General features: G+C 45.4%; 10 protein-coding genes. 4 read left to right on the top strand and 6 right to left on the bottom strand.

Going from position 1 to position 19,693, the window contains the following annotated elements; all coding sequences use genetic code 11:
- Positions 1 to 52 precede the first annotated feature (52 nt).
- Positions 53 to 1,135: a 4Fe-4S dicluster domain-containing protein gene (locus tag B9A32_RS12210; protein ID WP_084069727.1), complete on the bottom strand. Its 1,083-nt coding sequence runs from the start codon at positions 1,133 to 1,135 to the stop codon at positions 53 to 55.
- Between the two features lie 684 nt (positions 1,136 to 1,819).
- Between B9A32_RS12210 and B9A32_RS12205 the strand changes: the two genes are divergently transcribed.
- Positions 1,820 to 3,442 carry an ABC-F family ATP-binding cassette domain-containing protein gene (locus tag B9A32_RS12205; protein ID WP_084069726.1) on the top strand — a complete coding sequence of 541 codons (1,623 nt, stop codon included), beginning with the start codon at positions 1,820 to 1,822 and terminating at the stop codon, positions 3,440 to 3,442.
- Between the two features lie 41 nt (positions 3,443 to 3,483).
- Complete coding sequence (locus tag B9A32_RS12200; RefSeq protein WP_084069725.1) at positions 3,484 to 4,254, top strand: NRDE family protein; 771 nt, start codon at positions 3,484 to 3,486, stop codon at positions 4,252 to 4,254.
- 118 nt (positions 4,255 to 4,372) lie between these two features.
- On the opposite strand, the gene B9A32_RS12195 is transcribed toward B9A32_RS12200, so the two are convergent.
- Both B9A32_RS12195 and B9A32_RS12190 read right to left on the bottom strand, forming a co-directional pair.
- Entirely contained in the window at positions 4,373 to 11,923 is a 7,551-nt protein-coding gene (locus B9A32_RS12195; protein WP_084069724.1) for an amino acid adenylation domain-containing protein, read from the bottom strand.
- Positions 11,924 to 12,320: 397 nt separating this feature from the next.
- Entirely contained in the window at positions 12,321 to 13,166 is an 846-nt protein-coding gene (locus B9A32_RS12190) for a cytidylate kinase-like family protein (RefSeq protein WP_084069723.1), read from the bottom strand.
- Positions 13,167 to 13,574: 408 nt separating this feature from the next.
- On the opposite strand from B9A32_RS12190, the gene B9A32_RS12185 reads away from it, so the two are divergent.
- The gene (locus B9A32_RS12185; protein ID WP_084069722.1) at positions 13,575 to 13,982 is read left to right on the top strand and encodes a GNAT family N-acetyltransferase; all 408 of its coding nucleotides are present in this window, start codon (positions 13,575 to 13,577) and stop codon (positions 13,980 to 13,982) included.
- Positions 13,983 to 14,126: 144 nt separating this feature from the next.
- Here the strand turns inward: B9A32_RS12185 and B9A32_RS12180 are convergent, their stop codons facing one another.
- From B9A32_RS12180 to B9A32_RS12170, 3 genes are all read right to left on the bottom strand, one after another.
- Positions 14,127 to 15,449: a TRAP transporter large permease gene (locus B9A32_RS12180; protein WP_084069721.1), complete on the bottom strand. Its 1,323-nt coding sequence runs from the start codon at positions 15,447 to 15,449 to the stop codon at positions 14,127 to 14,129.
- A complete protein-coding gene (locus tag B9A32_RS12175; protein ID WP_084069720.1) occupies positions 15,446 to 15,955 on the bottom strand; it encodes a TRAP transporter small permease subunit in 510 nt (169 codons plus the stop codon). Before B9A32_RS12175 ends, B9A32_RS12180 begins: the two co-directional genes overlap by 4 nt.
- A gap of 274 nt (positions 15,956 to 16,229) precedes the next feature.
- Positions 16,230 to 17,237: a TRAP transporter substrate-binding protein gene (locus tag B9A32_RS12170; RefSeq protein ID WP_232367141.1), complete on the bottom strand. Its 1,008-nt coding sequence runs from the start codon at positions 17,235 to 17,237 to the stop codon at positions 16,230 to 16,232.
- An 810-nt stretch (positions 17,238 to 18,047) separates the two neighbouring features.
- Between B9A32_RS12170 and gabT the strand changes: the two genes are divergently transcribed.
- A complete protein-coding gene (gene gabT, locus B9A32_RS12165; protein ID WP_084069718.1) occupies positions 18,048 to 19,355 on the top strand; it encodes a 4-aminobutyrate--2-oxoglutarate transaminase in 1,308 nt (435 codons plus the stop codon).
- Positions 19,356 to 19,693 lie beyond the last annotated feature (338 nt).

Genomic DNA, 19,693 nt, shown 5'->3' with positions numbered 1-19,693 from the left:
CCCTGAGAGCCAGGAATCCAATATGGGCCAGATTCAATTCACAATAATGGTTTTACTGCTGCATCTTCAAAGGAATCAGGGAAGTGCCTCTTTTTTCAGCAGTCATGGCCATTAATTCCTGGCCGCTGGCTGGGGGCGGTACCTGGTGTTCTTTGGGTTTTTCTTCCAACTTGATGGCTTCCACAGGACAGGTGGTGACGCAGAGGCCGCATCCAATGCACCTTGCACTTTCAATGGCTGCGGTATCTTCAATTTTAATGGCATTCATCTGGCATCGGTCCAGACACTCTTCACATTCGATGCATGCTTCCTGATCAACCACTGCCCAGTAACGGTTATGCACCATTTCTCCGGGATTTGGCAGAAGATTGAGAGCCCTGAGCACGCCGCAGCAGTCCTGGCAGCAATTGCACATGCCCCCGGGATTTACCATATTGGCTGGCTGATTCACCAGGCCTGCCTCTTCACATAGGTCAAGTATTTTGCAAGCATCTTCACTGGTTATATAACGTCCCATTTTGTTTTCAACGTAGTAGTCGGCATGGGACCCAAAAAGCAGGCACACCTCCAGGGGTTTGTCACAGCCTTTGTCCAGAAGATTCTGCTGGGTACGGCAGATGCAGTTTGCCACTGCTATCTTATCCTTTCCGTTGACAATGGCTTTGGCGTCCTCGTATGCCGCCACTTTATGGATAACATCCACTGATTTCCCCACCGGAATGGTTCTAAGGGGAGGGATGTTGTTACCCATGCCGGTGAGAAAAGCTTCTTCCATATAGGAGTTTGTCAGTTCTGCCAGTTCTTTATCCATGCGTCCCAGCTGGAATTCGTATGAACCGATCACAAAGGGCACCGCAGAATACCGTTTTTTGCCTTCTTTGACGTGGCGAAAAAGCAGGCCCTTTTTTGCCATCTCTTCCAGTTTTACCCCGGCCTCTTCCTGGGAGCGGTGGGTCCTTGCGGCAAATTCATCCGGCAATTCCAGGAGCATGGTTAAATCCAGATAGATTTCAGCATCTTCTTCGGTAAAAAGTTTTTCAAGGATTTGCAATTCCACACCGGATTCGGTGGATGGAAAGCCTGTTGAATATTGATCCATCTGTTCACGCAGCTGGCTATAGATTTTTGCACCCATCTTCACTCCTTATTTTTTATGAATAAACCAAAAACATCTTTTAAATTTTTTTATGCGCCGCTGGCGGTACCGGGTCTGGACTTAATCCCCAGTTTCTTGGATAAGACTCTATAACCCAAAATGAATTATTTTGTTGCTTTGCAAAAGCATACGATTCATATCGTTATATATCATAACGATATATCTGTGTCCATCCTCGTGTCAATATTTTTTTTTATATGAAATACTCCGTAAATCTGTGAAGTATTTCTACCTTTGTTGTGGGCAGAGCCGGATCAGAATACGGTCCGCCCGTGGCGGTTATATGAAATACTCCACAAATCAGAGGCGTATTCCAAGCTTCGTTGTGGGATCAGTACAAGGTCTGCCCGTGGCAGTTTTTTATATACAATGCAGCCTCCAGGGCAAGCTAAGGCAGAGCCGCCCCCCCCGATGGGCAATAGGAACCGGACAATTGAGCTGTCTACAGTTCCGGTCCGGGCCCATTGCCCGTCGGGGTGGCGGCATAATACCATTTGGCTCCGCGTCTACGACCCTATATTCGTTGTGTCCGCCAAGACATGCCCGTTTTATATGAAACACATCTGGATTTCAGTGTCCGCCTGATCGGGATGGAATGGATTTACCTGCTTGCAAAATGATCTCTAAATATGGTATCTTCCATAATTTTTTGGGGCACTTAAGATGATTCATCTGACAAAAATATCAAAGCAGCACGGATCCAGAATTTTATTTAAAAACGCAAGCCTGCAGATTTTACCCGGCGCTCGCATGGGGCTTGTGGGAGCCAACGGAGCCGGAAAAACAACGATCTTTAACCTGATTACCGGGGAAGAGGCGGCAGATGAGGGGGAAATCTCCTGCTCTAAAAAAACAAAAATAGGTTATTTTTCCCAAAACGTGGGGGATATGGAAGAAGGATCAGCGCTTTCTGAAGTCATGAGTGCCGCCGGCGATGTGATGAGGCTGGGGGAGCAGATGAAAGAGATGGAAGCGGCCATGGCAGAACCCATGGAGGACAGCGCCATGGAACAGCTCCTTGAAAAATATGGTGAAGCTGTCGAGGCATTTGAAAATCGAGACGGGTATAATCTTGAATCCCGTGCCCAGACAGTACTTACGGGGTTGGGTATTGGTCCTGCAGATTACACACAGCCCGTGGCGTTTTTCAGTGGTGGGTGGAAAATGCGCATTGCCCTGGCAAAAATTTTGACCATCAATCCCGATGTTCTGCTTCTGGATGAGCCCACCAACCATCTGGACATGGAATCCATTCTCTGGCTGGAAAACTGGCTGGTAAATGATTTCAAAGGTGCGTTGTTGATGACCTGCCATGATCAGGATTTCATGAACCGTGTGGTTTCCCGCACCGTTGAGGTGGCCAATCAAACCATTACCACCTATGGCGGGAATTATGACTTTTACATTCGGGAACGGGAAATCAGGATGGCGCAACTTTTGGCAAGTCACCGGCGACAGCAGGAGATGCTTGCCAAGGAAGAAAATTTTATTGCCCGTTTCAAGGCCCGGGTATCCCATGCTGCACAGGTTCAATCCCGCATTAAAAAGCTTGAAAAAATAGAACGCATTGAGATTCCCGAACAGCAGCGGGTTATGAAATTTGAATTTTCACCGCCCCCCCGTTCCGGTGATGATGTTGTGCTTCTGGAGAATCTGGAAAAAACATGGGAAACTGCTGACGGAAAGACCAATACCGTGTTCAGTAACCTTTCCGGATTGATCAACAGGCAGGATAAAATTGCCGTGGTCGGGGTAAATGGTGCTGGAAAGTCAACCTTTCTCAAAGTGCTTGCAGGAATGGCTACCCCCACAAAGGGAACGGTTAAAATCGGAGCCAATGTTAACATCGGCTATTTCAGTCAGCATGCCATGGATATTCTCAATGCAGATAAAACCGTTTTTGAAACTGTTCAGGAAGCGCTGCCCCTTGCCGGTATCGGTGTGATCCGTAACCTGTGCGCTGCGTTTCTTTTTTTTGGGGATGATGTGGAAAAACGAATAAAGCAGTTGTCCGGTGGAGAAAAAAGCCGGGTGGTTCTGGCCACACTCCTGGGGCAGCCTGTTAATTTTCTTATTCTTGACGAACCCACAAACCATCTGGACATCCAGTCCCGGGAAATTTTGCTTTCTGCCTTGAAAAAATTTACCGGAACCGTTGTCCTGGTAAGCCATGATCGGCATTTTTTGCGTTGTCTTGTGGATCGGGTCATGGAAATAGACCGGGGTGAAATGATCAACTACAACGGGAATTACGAATACTATCTTTCAAAAACCCAGCGGAATTAAACTTTATATTATGAAAGATGTCGATTTTTAAAAGGAAAGTTATGTGTTTGATTCTATTTGCAGTTGACATGCATCAAGACCATCGTCTGATTCTTTGTGCCAATCGAGATGAATTTTATGATCGACCCACGGCCCCCCTTGGATGGTGGGAAGATCACCCCATGGTACTGGCAGGGAGGGATTTAAAGGGCGGTGGCACCTGGATGGGAATCACCCGGTCAGGAAGGGTGGCCGGGATCACCAATTTTCGGGATCCGGCCAGATTAAATCCCGGAGCACCCACCCGAGGTGAACTGGTGAGTGATTTTCTTTGCAAAGATGAATCTGCAAGGTCATATCTTGAGCGGATTCATTCCACATCGGGAAAATATAACGGATTCAACCTGGTTTTGGGTGATACCACAGGGTTTTATTATTATTCCAACTATCAAAATAAGATAACAACGCTTTCTCCAGGTGTGTATGGCTTGAGCAATGGTTTGATTGATTGTGACTGGCCAAAGGTTCAAAAAGGAAAAGATCGTTTGTCAGCCTTGATAAACACCGGGGTTTTGGATGATGCATCCCTTTTTTCGCTCTTGAAAGACCGTGAAAAACCATTGGATCACCAGCTGCCGGACACCGGGGTGGGTACGGCGTGGGAGCGCATTCTTTCCCCTCTTTTTATTGAAAGTTCCGGCTATGGTACCCGGTCATCTTCGGTGATTCGCATGGATTTTCAGGGACAGGTTTATGTTGCAGAACGTACTTTTGATAACCGGGAACCCCATTGGCAGGCCCGGGCCTCTGACACCCGGGTGTATCAGTTTTGAAAATTACTTTTATCGAAAACCCCTGAGTTTTTAGCTCAGGGGATGAATTTCCGGACTCGCTAATACTGAGATTCAATATGTTTCCTTACGGCATCAAAGGTTCGCCCGTGGCGGTTATTCATTCAAATTCACGAAGCGACCGGTTAATTAATTTCTTCATTTTTTCTCCCACAAACCGTACATGTGGCTCCTGAAGCATTCCTAAATGACTGCTGGGAGTTTCAATTACATCAAGATCATGTCCCACCAGTGGGCCCCATCCCAATTTAGGGTCCACTTGCGCACCCGCACCTAAAATGCGTTCCTGACTGCGAAATAAAACCGTATGTCCGTCATAGGGTTTGGGAACATAGTGATTCATGGCTATCTGGTTCTCCCACCTGGCTTTGAAATCTCGCTGTTTTGCATTGAGTGGACATCCGATTTTTTCGCAGTAGTGCACATGAATTTTCTTACCATTGGCTATTGTTTGTTCAAAGAATCGTCTGAATCTTTTTATCCGCCATCCGAGTTTTTTCTGCACATATGAGAAACCTTGTTTTTTAAACATTTTCAGGTGGATCGACACGCGGTTTGTTGTTGAAACAAACTGAATGGCATCAGGGGCGGGAGTGTCCAAAAGACCCAAAAAAATTGGGCGCTCCTCCTTTATTAACAATTGCCGAGCCATCTCATAGGCCACCATTCCACCAAATGACACCCCAGCCAGAAGATATGGTCCATGGGGTTGCAGCGTCCGCATTTCATTAATATAGTGGGCTGCCAGGTCCTCCACCCGGTTTGTAACCGGAGAGTTCTCGTTTGAAAAATGAACAGACAAACCATAAATTGGCTGATTTTTATCCAGATATGGCAGCATGGGTTTCCAGAAATGAAGTCCTGAACCCAATACATGAATGAGAAACAACGGCGGCTTTAGGCCACCTGACTGGATTTCGACCAGAGAATGAAGGTTTTTTTTTGTCCTGCATTCAAAAAAGGTTTTACATAACTTGGAGATGGAGGGAGCTTGAAATAAATTCTGAACCGGAAACCGTCTTCCCAGGTATTTCTCCAATTCCGAGCAGAGGCGTACTGCCAGAAGGGAATGTCCCCCCAGTTCAAAAAAATTATCATGAATTCCAATGGATGAAATGCCCAATACATTTTTCCAGACGGTCTTCATATCGTTTTCAAAAGATGTAAGTTGACACATCTGTTTGTTTTTTTCATCATTTGTTTTCAGGTCAGGATATGGGAGAGAACATCGGTCCACTTTTCCATTGGAAAGCCGGGGTAGAGACTTCAATTGAACCACCATTGCCGGTACCAGGTAGTCAGGGAGATTTTGCTTCATAAACTTTAAAATATCCAATGGTTTACAGCTCATGCCGCTTCGGAGAACAACATACCCAACCAGGAATTTTTCTTTTTGTGGATTTGTTTTAACCGTTACGGCTCCCTGGCCTACAGCCGGGTGTCTGCCAAGTACAACTTCCACCTCACCGGGTTCAATTCTGAATCCGCGAATTTTAACCTGGGAGTCCAGGCGTCCCAGGAATTCAATCTGCCCGTCTTGCCGGTACCGTACCCGATCCCCGGTGCGGTAAATAGTTCCTTTCTTTTGAAAGGGATCTGGAATAAATTTTTGTGAGGTGAGTTCCGGTTGATTGAGATAGCCCCGGGCCACACCGGCACCGCCGATGAGCATCTCTCCTGGGATCCCCACGGGAACCGGTTGAAGGTGTTTGTCAACCACATAAATTCGGGTGTTGGCAATGGGACGTCCAATGGACAGAAGATTTTCTGTTTTTTTGCAAGGATCAAGGTTCGGTTCCAGAAGTGTGGATATCACTGTGGTTTCAGTGGGACCATAGGTATTAAACCATCGAATCTGCCCCTTTGTATGTTTGATCCATGTGTCAAAGGCAGATTCTAACGCCTGTTCTCCGCCCACGATCACAACACGAAGCTTCCGGGGAACAGGCTTTTTTGCATCTGAAAGCCAGTGCATCCATTCGTGCCAAAAGGCACTGGGAAGATCCAGAACCGTGATGCCTGCGGTTTCCACCCATTCCATGAATATTCCCATGGACGGCAGTGGTGCAAAGGGAAGCAACACCAGGGATGCACCTTGGGTCAGGGCCATGAATATTTCCTCTACAGCTCCGTCAAAAGTGATGGAAAAAAATTGGGCCACCCGGTCGTTGTGGGTGATTTCAAATTGGTCAGTCACTGCCATGACGTGATTGGCCACCCCACCGTGCTTTACCATGACCCCCTTGGGGGTTCCGGTGGAGCCGGATGTATAAATAACATATGCCAGATCCCCGGGTCGGGTGGCATGCTCAAGGTTTTCAGATGATTCATTTATTGAAATGTTTAATATATTTTCCATGGCCATCACTTGGATGTTGAATTGCTCAAGTTCAGTGACAAGAATTTGTTCGGTGAGTACAGTCTGCACACCGGAATCCTTGAGCATCAGAGCGGTTCGATGGGCGGGATACCGGGGATCCAGGGGAACATAGGCCCCACCTGCCTTTAAAATACTCAAAATAGCACTGATCATATGAATGGATCGTTTCATGAAAATTCCAACCGGGACATCCTGTTTAACCCCCTTATGTTGAAGAATTCGGGCAAGGCGGTTGGTTTGGCTGTTCAGTTCTCCATAGGTGATTTTTTCTTCACCGTGGATCACAGCAAGTGCCTTGGGCATCTGTTTTGCCAGGATTTCAAAACGTTGATGCACAAATGGTTTTTGGGGTAACGATATGTTGGTTTCATTCCATGTTGTAATCTGCTGTCTATACTCTTCAGCGGTAAGCAGGGGGATACTGAAAATCGGGTCTTCACGTGCATCTGTCAGTACAGTCAGAAATATGCGGAAACGATGAATCAATTGCTGAATTTGTGCAAGCACCAAAACAGTGGCATCATAATAAATACGACACTTTTTTTCTTTTATCGAGGAGACGAACACCATATCAGTACCGGGAGCCATGCAATACCCGATAAATGAATCTACTATTTCAAGCCCCACGGCAAATGTGTATCCGTTTTCTCCGTACTCATTTTTGCCCAATACCGGATATCGTGAGGTGATATCTTTTAAAAATGTCCGGCCCTGGATTGTCTGGTGACATTTTTTTTCAAATGTTTTGCTGAAGTCGGAATAGGTCTGATTGACATCCACCTGCACAGGTAGAGGAACGTAGGCAGCAAAACAATCTGACAGTTCAGAGGTTTGTTCAGAAATACCGGGGTGTCTGAAGCCCAGATCAAATTCATAGGCCTGGCAGTACCGGGAGATAAAAACTGCAAAGGCGCCCAGTGAGGAGATTGCATTGTGTTCCTTTTTTCCGGGCCATAAAACAGTTCTGGCATTACAAGCTGATATTGGCAGAAATCTGGGGCGGAAAGTACTGCCATTTGTTTTTTTTAGACGTTGCATGGGAAGATTAAGGGGGCTGGGTTTCCTGAGTCTTTGAACCCAAAACTCCTCATGGCAGCATATTTCAATGTAATAGGTCTCAAAGGCTTGCACAAGTGTTTTTGTGACAATCGGCAGGTGATCACCGGGGACAAAACCCATATTTTGGGCCCATTGGGTAATCGTTAAAGGAATTCCATTCATGGTTTTAATGGATTTGATTGTCAGATCACCGGAGCCCGTTGCCACCCTCAGGAAATTGGTATCCAGCATCACAATGGTGCCCGGCGGTTTTTTTGACCCGATTTCAATGGGAGTGGTTTCGGCCATGATAAACATCTGGTTGGCAACCCACAATTTGGGCAGACATAGTGGATTGTCATAGGGACCGAAATTTAAGGCCCGCACCATTGCATGGATTTTTTTTGCATCCTCCTCCCACATCACAATACCGGCTGACTGCGGCTTTTGATATGGTTTGTAATAGGTTCGTAGATTTAAATTTTGAGGTTTCAGAATCGTTTTATTTTTTATCAGTCTGTCCACAAGAATTTCAAAGGACTCAATTGCAGCCCCATAGCATTTGCTGTTCAGCGTGAGGGAGGTTTCATGCCGGTCAAGTGTCACCATTTGCTGTTCAAGGATATCTCCGGCATCCACGCTTTCTGTCATTTTATGCCAGGAAATGCCGTGTTTATTTTCATTGTTCATGATGGCCCAGGCTGTGGCATACATACCTGCATAGCGCGGCAGAGGGGCATCATGGTAGTTGATGGCGTAACGTCGGGGAATCTTCAAAATATCAGGACGCACCACGTAGCTGTTGACAATACTGAACAGGTAATCAAAAGAGGTTCTTTGTAACAGGGGTTTAATATCTGATTGTGTCCCCAATGCACAGATTCCGTTTTTTTTTGCCCAGTGGCGGTTTTCAGCATCAGGTGAAATCATGCCGTAAAGAATGCATCCCTTTTTTAAAAGAATTTCCGCACACATACGGGGTAAGGAGCCTTCCCCGATGATAAATGCGCTGAATTTTTTTTCCATCTTTGCCGGATATAATTTTTTCAGACGTGAACGAATGGGTTTTTCAAGTTCAGACAGTGCAACCTCTGTGTCAGTTGATACGTGCTTTAAAAGGGCTTTAAAATCCAGCACCATTTGTGTGACGGTGTTTGGGGCAAACAGGTTTTGGTTGTATTCAAACCATCCCTCCAGCTGCCCTGCCTTTTCTTCCAGGTTGAGCAAAATATCTACTTTTGCAGTTTTGTTACCCACTTCTTCGTAGGAACAGCTGATATCCTTGAGTGTCAGCTGCGGTAAAGGCGTGTTCTGCAAGATAAACAGCACCCGGAATATGGGCAAGGCTCCACCCTCCTGCCCGGCGTTGAGTTTTTTTTTAACCTGTTCAAAGGGTGCATCCTGGTGGGCGTAGGCTTCGAGGGCAGTGCGTCGAATTCGTTGCAGTAATTTTCGAAAACTGGGATTTCCAGATAGATCCGTTCGCATGGCCATGGAGTTGATTAAAGGGCCTATCACTTTTTCCAGCTGGGGGTGATTCCGGTTGGCAACGGTGGCACCCACAATGATATCAGTCTCATTTGAATAGCTGAACAACAATCCTTTGAATGCCGCCAGCAATACCATGAAAAGGGTTGCATTCTCTTCCTGGGCCAGGATGTTTAACTTTTCGGTGATTTCCCGTGCCAGGATTATGGGGTGACGCTCTCCCTTAAAAGAATCAACCCGGGGGCGTGGTTTGGCCGTGAACAGGTTCAGCGGTATCCTGGGTTCCCTGAGCTGATGCATCCAATAATCCATGTGGGATGCAGTGGTTTCTTGCATCAGTTTTTTTTGTTGCCACAGCACCACTTCTCCGTAGTGAAACGACGGTGGTGAGGATAAAATCGGCTCATGCCGGGTCAGTGACTCATAGACCGTGAACAACTCCCTGAAAAAGATACCGATACCCCAACCGTCAATTAAAATATGGTGAATACAAAATATCAATTTGAAGTTTTTTTGTGCTATCTTCACCAGGACCATCTTCATGAGCGGAAGGCGACCAAGATCAAATGGGGTCTCTCCAATTTCGGTCAAGATACTTTTTAACTGGATATTGTGTTCAGACTCCGTCATATGGGATAGATTTCGGAGTGGCATATCAACGGAGAATTGGGAATGAATTTTCTGGATCAGTTTTTGATTGGAGATGGTAAAGCTTGTTCGCAGAATCTCGTATCGTTCCACCATGAAGTCAAAGGCCTGTTGAAGACAGTCTGAATCAAGAGCGCCTTTGATCGTAAGAATCAGAGGGATATTATAAACCATGCCCCTGGGATCCATTTGATGCATTAACCAGATCCCTTTTTGGGTGTAGGATGCCGGGAACTGACGGCGTTCTCCCTGAACGGGCAGGATTAAATTTTCTGGTTGTGCTGATAGCGATTCCCGGTCAAGGCTTATTTTTTGGGCAATTCCCCTTACTGTGGGGCTTTGAAAAAAAACGATCAGCTCCAGTGATGTTTTTAAATCATGGAGAATGGCCGAGCATACTCGCGTGGCCAAAAGGGAATTTCCCCCCAGATCGAAAAAATTATCATGAATGCCAATTCCTTTAATATGTAGCATTTTTTCAAAAATGGCGCTTAATTTTTTTTCTAAATCAGATGCCGGCACCTCACGAACGGAATTGAGCTGTGTTTTTATCGTATCTGGATCAGGGGTGGGTAAAGCATTGCGATCTGTTTTGCCATTTGGGGTGGCGGGCATTCTGTCCAAAAAAACATATACCGATGGAATCATGTACTGGGGCAGAGCGATTTTCAAACACGCTTTCAGTTCACCGGCCGGGATGGACTTTTTTGTTTTGCAGACTATGTAGGCAGTTAACTGCTTAAGTCCGGGTTCATTTTCCCGAAGCAGTACTGACGTTTCACGGATATTGGGATGTTGACGAAGTCGTGCTTCTATTTCACCCAGTTCAATACGGTGGCCGTGGAATTTGACCTGAAAGTCCCCACGGCCCACAAACATGAAGTTGCCGTCTGACAGTTTAAGGGCCATATCACCGGTTCGATACAGGCGGGCTGTGGGATCTTTTGAAAAAGGATCTGGTTGAAATTGCTTGGCGGTTAGTTCCGGGCGGTTCAGATATTCATGGGCCACTCCTGTGCCACCAATCCAAATTTCACCTGTCTCCCCATCGGGCACAGGTTTCTTTTGGGAATCTAACAGATGTATTTGCATGTTGCGTACCGGTTTACCAATGGGAACGGTTTTATGGGGCGGGTTTTCAGGGCCAACATTATACAGCGTTGCACATACAGTGGTTTCTGTGGGGCCATAGCCATTGATAATACGAAGATGCGGCACCTGGGCGTCAATGGTATTTAACAGATTTTCCGGCAGGGGTTCCACTCCTACCAACAAACGTTTTAAAGTGCATTGACCGGGGTGATGTCGAATCCAGTTCTCCAGATCCGCCACCATCATGGGGGGCAGGTATGCACTGGTGACATTTTTTTTGCAAAGCCAGTTCATGAGGGCCGGTGGGTCCACACGAATGGACTCTGGCACCATAAGAAGGGTTGCGCCTGAAGTCAATGGCGCAAAAATTTCATAAACTGAAACATCGAAGTTGAGATTTGTCCACCAGCTTCCTCGATCTCCCACACTGATGGGCTGACGACTCTGAAAATCCGCCAGCAGGTTTATCACTCCTTTGTGATGGCAGCATACCCCTTTGGGAAGTCCTGTGGAGCCGGATGTATAGATAATATAGGCTGTATGCTCTCCGGTAACTGTTACACAGGGGGGGGACACCGGCTGCTGAGCAATTTTTTTTTGATTTGTATCCAGGCACAGACAGCGAATTTTTAAATGTTTTAAGACGGGTAATTGTTTAGAGAGGCAGAGCAATGATGACATGCCGCTGTCTTTAACAAAAAAGGCCAGGCGCTCCCCGGGATAGGAGAGATCCAGGGGCATGTAGGTTTTGCCCGCCTTGAGTACCCCTATAATGGCGATGGCCAGATTCAGGTTTCGTTCCATGGCGATACCCACTGGACCTTTGGTCTTTTTTTGCAAAAGATGATGGGCCAATTGATTGGATAAATGATCTAATTCTCCATAGGTCAACATATCTTTATCGCAAATGACTGCAGGTTTGTGGGGGTAATGCCGGGCACAATCAGAAAAATGTTGGTGAATAAGTGGTTTTTGATGCGTAATTTTATTGCAGTGTTCATTCATGATTTAATAATATGTTTTCTCAGTTTCAGTTTAAATTTTCACTACAGAACGGAATTTGTATCAAACCAAAATTTGATATAAATTGCAAGAAACATCAATTGTTCATGAGTCCGAAATTCTCATTTCTCATTTCTCATAACACATGGGATATGTTTAATTTTAAAGAAACACATTATGTGACGTCAAAGTGGAGAACTTATGACTGACGAGATATATACGGGCAGATCGCATTGGAAATGGGGTCTGCCCATAATAAAATTTATAAATTTAATTTATTACAGTTTTTGGGAAAAGCTTGTTCGGGTATGCAAAACACCGGGGACGTTGCCGTACGCTTTTAAAGCAAGTGGTTGGTAGGTCAACGGATACTTCAACTTGCCGCTCTGAAAAACCCAATCTATGCACTGTGACGCATGGATGGAGAAGAATTGTGAAAAGGCGATCGAATAAGATTCGATTTTACGTGAATGCTCAGACTTTCAATGCCGGAAATATGGGCCATGCAATCTTGAATTTTTTGTTTTGTTCCGGCTGGATTATCCACAAGCTCATTTACATGAATGCTGACCCGGCCATTGGAAGAAGTTATCCCTATGTTGGCATAATTTGCGATAAGGGTGGCCTTAATCCTTGCGGCCAGGGCCAGATCTGCCATATGTGCCTGGGACTCAGGGGTGGGGCAAAAGGTGTTGCTTTGTGCTGTTTTGCAAATCAGTGATACACAATCAGATACTGTCAGATGATCAAGATGCAATACAAGGTCATACAAATCATTGCTTCCCGTATTAACACCGTACACATGCATTCCCCAATTGTATCGTTCCTTATCATCCTTGGCAAGAAGTCTGCGGGCCGATGTTTTTGAGATATTCTCCTCCCGGGCCTTTTCTTCTGCCCTGGCGTCCATACCCATGATAACCCGGGTTTTCAGGACATGGGGAATCCCTTTTAGGAAAAATTGCCCCCCCAGTCCATGGTAGACCACATTATTTTTTTTAACATGGTTCAAAAGGGCTGCCTGGAAAAAAGCAATGTATTTTTCTTTACCGTGGAAAATTTTTTCAAATACAGACGGTCCATCATGGATGGCCTTTGCAAATTGTACTTCCGGAATATTAAATTGATCTGATGCTTCCATGAGAATTTTTCGGGAAATACATTCATAGTTCAGTTCCCGGGCAACTTCCTCCGCAATTAATGCGCCTTTACTGCAAATATCTCTGGAAAGGGTAATAACAGCCATAGGTCTCCTCCATGGTGGTATTAAAAAAGTAAGCTTAAAACCATAAAACAACACCAAGTATCTGGAATATAGCCAGAACCTGGATTATGAATTAAGGGTTCAATGAAAAAGGCGTCAGAGACTCAAAAAGGTGGGCCGGTGGCGTCGGTCTTAATACTGCGGGCATCAAATTAATTCAGCTCATATAAAAGTCAAGCGCTACAATGTAGTTTTATAAAATAATTTGACAGCAAAAGATCTCACACGTTCCTTGATTTTTGTTTGAATTTTTTCAGAAATTTCAAGGAATCATACGCCTTTGCTGGATCTGCAAAGCACCGAATGATTTCCTTGACAATGTTCAGAAAAGATGTTCCGGTATTTTGCAAAGCTTTGAAAAATAATAAAAAGGAGGCTGACTGTTAAACAATGGAAATAATTATCACGGAATCACGGGACATCCCAAGAGATCAACTCATGGACCTTTACATAAAGAATAAATGGTCATCGGCAGAAAAACCAGACTTGTTGTATCAGGGTTTGACCAATTCCCATACCCTTGTTTCTGCATGGGTAGGGGAGAAACTGGTGGGAATTGCCAATGCCATTTCCGATGGATGTCTGGTTGTTTATTATCCCCATATGCTGGTTCACCCCGACTTTCAAGGTAAGGGTGTTGGTGGAAAAATGATGTCAGTTCTTCAGGAAAAATATGCCGATTTTCACCAACAAATGCTCACGTCAGATGGTGATGCCGTTACTTTTTATGAAAAATGCGGATTTAAAAGGGCCGGTGGAACAGTGCCCATGTGGATTTATCAAGGCAATGATCATTGAACCGGCATGGACGCTTACATTGCCCAGCCCATAACATAATCCATTCATGTTGAAAAAGCCGCTGCATCACCAGAGAAGGTGATGCAGCGGCTTTTTTGTGCTGAAAAAAATGAAAACGTTTGTTTTTTTAAATGACAGGCAACTTTACATCCCCACCACAGAAGGAAGCCACAAAACAACCTGGGGAAAGAAAATAATGATCAAAAGACAAAGGGCCTGAAGACCTATAAAAGGCCACACCGACCGGTAAATATCCCCCATGGTAATATGGGGGGGCACCACTCCTTTCATGTAAAAGAGGACAAATCCAAAGGGCGGTGTCAGGTAGGCCATCTGCATATTCACAATAAAGAGAATACCAAACCACAGCGGATCAAATCCCAGCAGGGTGACCAGGGGCACATAGATGGGTACGGTGATCATGATAATGGGCAAATCATCCATAACCATACCCAGCATGAAAAAACTAAGCTGCATGGCAACAAGAACCACCCATCGGTTGATACCAAGGGCATCAATGAAATCTTTTAATAAAAGCGGCAGCCCCAGTGTATTGACCACGGCAGAGAATGCAAGACATCCAATGATAATCCACAATACCATGCTGGTTAAAAGAGCTGTTTTTTCTGCGGCATCGGTGACCACTTTCATGGTCTTCTTAGCTGATTTTTCCCGGATCAGCACAATACCCATGGAGACAAAAGCACCCACAGCAGCCGCTTCCGTGGGGGTGGCAAGACCGGAAAAAATGGTGCCCATGATGGAAAAAATCAATACAAAGGGCATGGCAAGATTTTTAATGGAGGCAAATTTTTCTGCCCAGGTGGCCCGTTCTTCCACAGGAATGGGCGGCGCCAGGGTGGGATCAAGAAGACTTCTGATGAGAATATAGGACATGAAAAGACCGGCCAGAAGAAAGCCCGGAATCACCCCTGCCAGAAACATTTTACCAATGGAAAGGTTAGACAAAGAGGCATAAACAATCATGGTAACACTGGGGGGAATTAAAAATCCCAATGCACCTCCACCGGAAATACATCCAATGGCCAGGGTGGATTTGTAATTTCGTTTCAGCATGGCCGGAAGGGCGATGAGGCCCATGGTCACCGTTGCGGCTCCCACAACGCCCACCATGGCGGCAAATATCACACAGATAAAAACCGTACCAATGGCAAGGCCGCCGGGCACAGGTCCCAGCCATTTATAGATCATTTCAAAAATTTCATCGGCAATGCCTGACTTTTCCAGCATGCACCCAATGAAAATAAATAATGGAATGGCCAGGAGGATGATACTGGTCATGGTTTCAAGGATGGCCGGCGGCAGCATCATAAGGAATCGCGGCCCGTTAAGGAGCAGGAGAAATCCAATACCCACCACACCCAGGGTAAAGGCCACCGGTGTTCTCAAAATAAAAAGAACAATGACGGCAAGGAACATGAGAGCTACTATTAAACCGGGATTCATCGAACACTCCTTTCCTGGTGTTTGACAATGGTTTTTGCCAAATCAGCTGTGAGCTGTAAAAGAAAAAACAATGCGCCTGCGGGAATCATCATTTTCACCGGCCACATGGGAGGGCCAAATATGGTGTGTGAGTGCTGATTCGTTATAACTGCGTGCCAGGCAAATTTGTATCCCTGCCAGAAAAGAATAGAAAACATGAAAAATCCCACAAAGGATACGAGAATGTCTGCGAAAAGTTTTCCGGATTTGGGGAAATGCTGGTAAATAATATCAACAGCCACATGACCTTTTTCCAGAAGAACCCATCCGCCGGTGAGGGCGACATAGCCTGCGAAAAGCTGGCCGCATATTTCGTGGACCCAGATGGTGGGGCTTGCAAAAAAGTAACGGGCGATGACTTCGTAAACCATGAGAGTCATAAATACAAAGATCAGATAACTGGCACCTTTTCCCATGGCCTCATTTATCTTTTCAATGATATTGATGAATTTTTTTAAAAGTAGCATAGTGAATCCTAACCTGGCCAAGCCAGAACCAAGGGCGTTTCTGATTTTAAAAGTATTATAAAATTCAGAAATAAGAGATGAAAATGATATTTCCCGGTAATGACAGGCAATGGCCGGGGAAAATATGACAAATTAACCTGTGTAATGAAAAATGAAATGTTGTCAGCCGGGGAAAAAATATATGAGATCTCCCTTGCAAAGGGACAGACCCGGGGCCTGCCCCTGACATTTTCGTAAAACTGACCTTTCCCGTGGGAAAGGTCGCAACTGAAATTTACAGGTCGTAGCCTCTCTTTTTAAGATCTTTTTTAACAAGCTGGATGTACTGGGCAGACAGTTCATCCTTGGAAAGATCTTCATCCCACATGCTCACAGCCGTTGAGATCCATTTTTTCACAACGTCCTGGGGAAGTTCAACATACTCAGCACCCTGGGCTTCCATTTTCTCTCTGACCACCTGATTCTCGGCAGCAAAAAGGGCTGCTACATGTGTGGAACATGCTTTGAGTTCTTTTTCAAAGGCAACCTGCAGGTTTTCAGGAAGTTCATTCCAGCGATCCTGGTTAATGATCACTTCACAGTTCTGGGCACCGGAAATATCGGGAACTGTCTGATATTTTGCAACCTCAAAGGTTTTTGCCAGGTAACTTTCCGTATGACTGCCACTGATTTCAGCATCAATGGTACCTCTGGAAAGGGCCACATAGATTTCAGAAAAAGGAATGAATACCGTGGGAACTTCCATTTTCTGGAGGGTTTTGGCAATGGTACCGGAAGCGCGAACCTTAAGCTTGCTTAAGTCTTCCCAGGAAGTGATGGGTTCTTTGGAGACGATGGTATAACCGTCCATGACAAGGGGCGCACCGTAGAACACATTGACCTTGGCATATGCATCCCTGTAAAATTTTAAGACCTCTTCGTCGTAGATGAATTCAAGGATCTGATCAACACCCCTGGGATCACCGGGAAGGGCAAAGGCAGTGGCTGCAACGGGAAGGATGCCGCCATGGTAGCAGGAACAGGTGGTACCCATGTCAATGGCACCGTTTCCAACAGTTTCAAAAATGTTGGGGCCTTTTATGAGGGCGCCGGAGGGAAGCACCTGGATGATAACCTGTCCGTTGGTGTTCTTTTTTACTTCTTTTGCCATCTTTGCCACGGCAACGGTGATGGGATGGTTCAGGGAAAACATATTTTGCATGGTGAATTTGAATTTTTTCGCGGCATGGGCGTCATTTACAAATCCTGTGCCAAATCCGGTTATAATGATAGAAAGCATCATAGCGAAGAGAGTATTTCTCAAAAAAAGATTTATTCGCCGTTTTAACATGGTGTTTCTTCTCCCTTTTAAATTGTTTTGAGTCAGTGACCAAGGTTGTTTTGCCTGTGGGATTCCTGCCTTTTGACCGGCACATTGCATTAACCATGGTCGATGGCCTAAGTACATGCTTCTTATGCAAGCTATATACCATATTGTTTTTAGCAGCAGGATCTTTATTTACAGGCGTTTTAGATCGAGAAATGTTTTATGTGAAGATGTTTATATATGCATAATTGCATATTATTTTATTGATTCCATCCTCTCCCAGGCATACGAAATTATTTTTCAAATCATAACGTTTATTAATTACAGATTATTTGTTCGTTTGTGGCGGGATTTTTCTTTTTGTATATGCAAAATTGCATTTTTATGCAAATGCGCATTGTTTTTTCGCCAAAACAGGAATCATTATTATTTTGTTGATTCTTCGCTCTCCTTTCCCTTTCTAACGAAATTATATGTTTTGGCTCTTCATATATGGGATGATTACAGCTATATATGCCATATACCGCCCACGGGCGGACCCGTCTTTAATCGAGAATATTATTATATCTCATATGGCATCTTTTTTGCTTTTATCGTTAACAAAACGACATTCGTTTGGGTAAGTCCAATGACTTCCCTGAGATATGTTATCGCTGGATGACAACGTCCCACAATTGCATCATTATTTTCACTCGATGACAGGTTTTGTGTGTTGATCTTAATTTCCATGCCATCGGCCCACAAAATGTGTCATTGATCATTAATTCAGTATGGGAGATAAATAACATGAGTTCAGAAAAGTATGATCGGTTTATGGCTATGCGTAAAAACAGTGTTCCCCAGGGACCTGCCAACATCACTCCGGCTGTTATCAGCCATGCATCCGGTGCTGTGATGACCGATGTTGACGGTCGTGATTTCATTGATTTTGCCGGTGGCATCGGTGTCAACAATGTGGGGCATTGTCATCCCAAGGTGGTGGCAGCCATAAAAGATCAGGCAGACAAATTCATTCATACCTGTTTTCACGTGGGCATGTATGACTCCTATGTGGAATTGGCTGATAAATTGAACCACCTGGTTCCCGGTGATTTTGAAAAGATGACCATGTTTGCCAACAGTGGTGCTGAAGCCGTTGAAAATGCCGTTAAAATTGCAAGATATGCCACCAAACGTCCGGGCATTATCTGTTTTGAAAACGGTTTCCATGGCAGGACCCTGCTCACCATGTCCCTGACAAGTAAGGTAAAACCTTACAAATATGGATTTGGCCCCTTTGCCCCGGAAATCTATCGCATGCCTTATCCCTACTGCTATCGCTGCCCCTTTGGTCTGAAGCGTCCCCAGTGTAATACTTATTGTGCAGATTATCTTGAAGAATATTTCATCACCAACGTGGATCCTGATTTCACTGCAGCCGTCATTGCAGAACCCATTCAGGGAGAAGGCGGTTTTGTGACACCACCGCCGGAATACTTTCCTAAGCTTGCTGAAATTTGTAAAAAATACGGCATCATGCTTATCATTGATGAAGTCCAGGCCGGTGCCGGTCGCACCGGTAAGTTCCTTGCCATTGAGCACTGGGGTATTGAACCGGATCTTGTCACCCAGGCCAAGAGCCTTGCAGGCGGTATGCCGCTTAGTGCCGTAACCGGTCGAAAAGATATCATGGATGTTCCCCACGCCGGCGGTCTTGGTGGAACTTACAGCGGTAATCCCATCTCCTGCAGTGCAGCCCTTGCCGTACTTGAGGTTTTATTTGAAGATAAATTAATGGAACGTTCCAAAGCCTTGGGTGAAACCCTTTGGGAACGATTCACCGCCATGCAGAAATCCCATGAAATCATTGGTGAAGTAAGGGGCAAGGGCCCCATGCTGGCCCTGGAACTTGTTAAAGACAGAGAAACCAAAGAGCCTGCCACGGAACAGGCCAAAAAATTGATCCAGATCTGTTATGACAAGGGCTTGATTGTTCTTTCCTGCGGTAACTTTGGCAATGTTATTCGAACCCTGATGCCCTTTGTTATCACTGATGAGCAATTGGATAAGGGCCTTTCCATTCTTGAGGAAAGTCTGGAAGAAGTCTGTAAATAAACCTCAAGGGCAGACCGCATTCTGATACGGTTCTGCCCACAAAGAAAATTGAAAATGGTATTATACCGCCGCCCCTCGATGGGCAATGGTCCCACCGGAACTGTAGACAGCTCAATTGTCCGGTTCCTATTTCCCATCGGGTGGCGGCTCTGCCTTAGCTTGCCTTGGAGGCTGCCTTTTCACATAAAAAAAATAGATCACGGGCCGGTTGGTTGATGAATCGGTCTCCAGCCCGTTTACTCGGTTACAACACGGGGCACTCCATACCTTTTTTGAAATAATGGGTCCTGGGATGTTATAATGCCTGCCCCCACCAAATTATGATAAAGGTGTCCGTC

Origin of the sequence: Desulfocicer vacuolatum DSM 3385, from assembly GCF_900176365.1 — a bacterium.
Taxonomy (GTDB): Bacteria; Desulfobacterota; Desulfobacteria; order Desulfobacterales; family Desulfobacteraceae; genus Desulfocicer; species Desulfocicer vacuolatum.
This window is presented reverse-complemented; position numbering and strand designations above follow the sequence as displayed.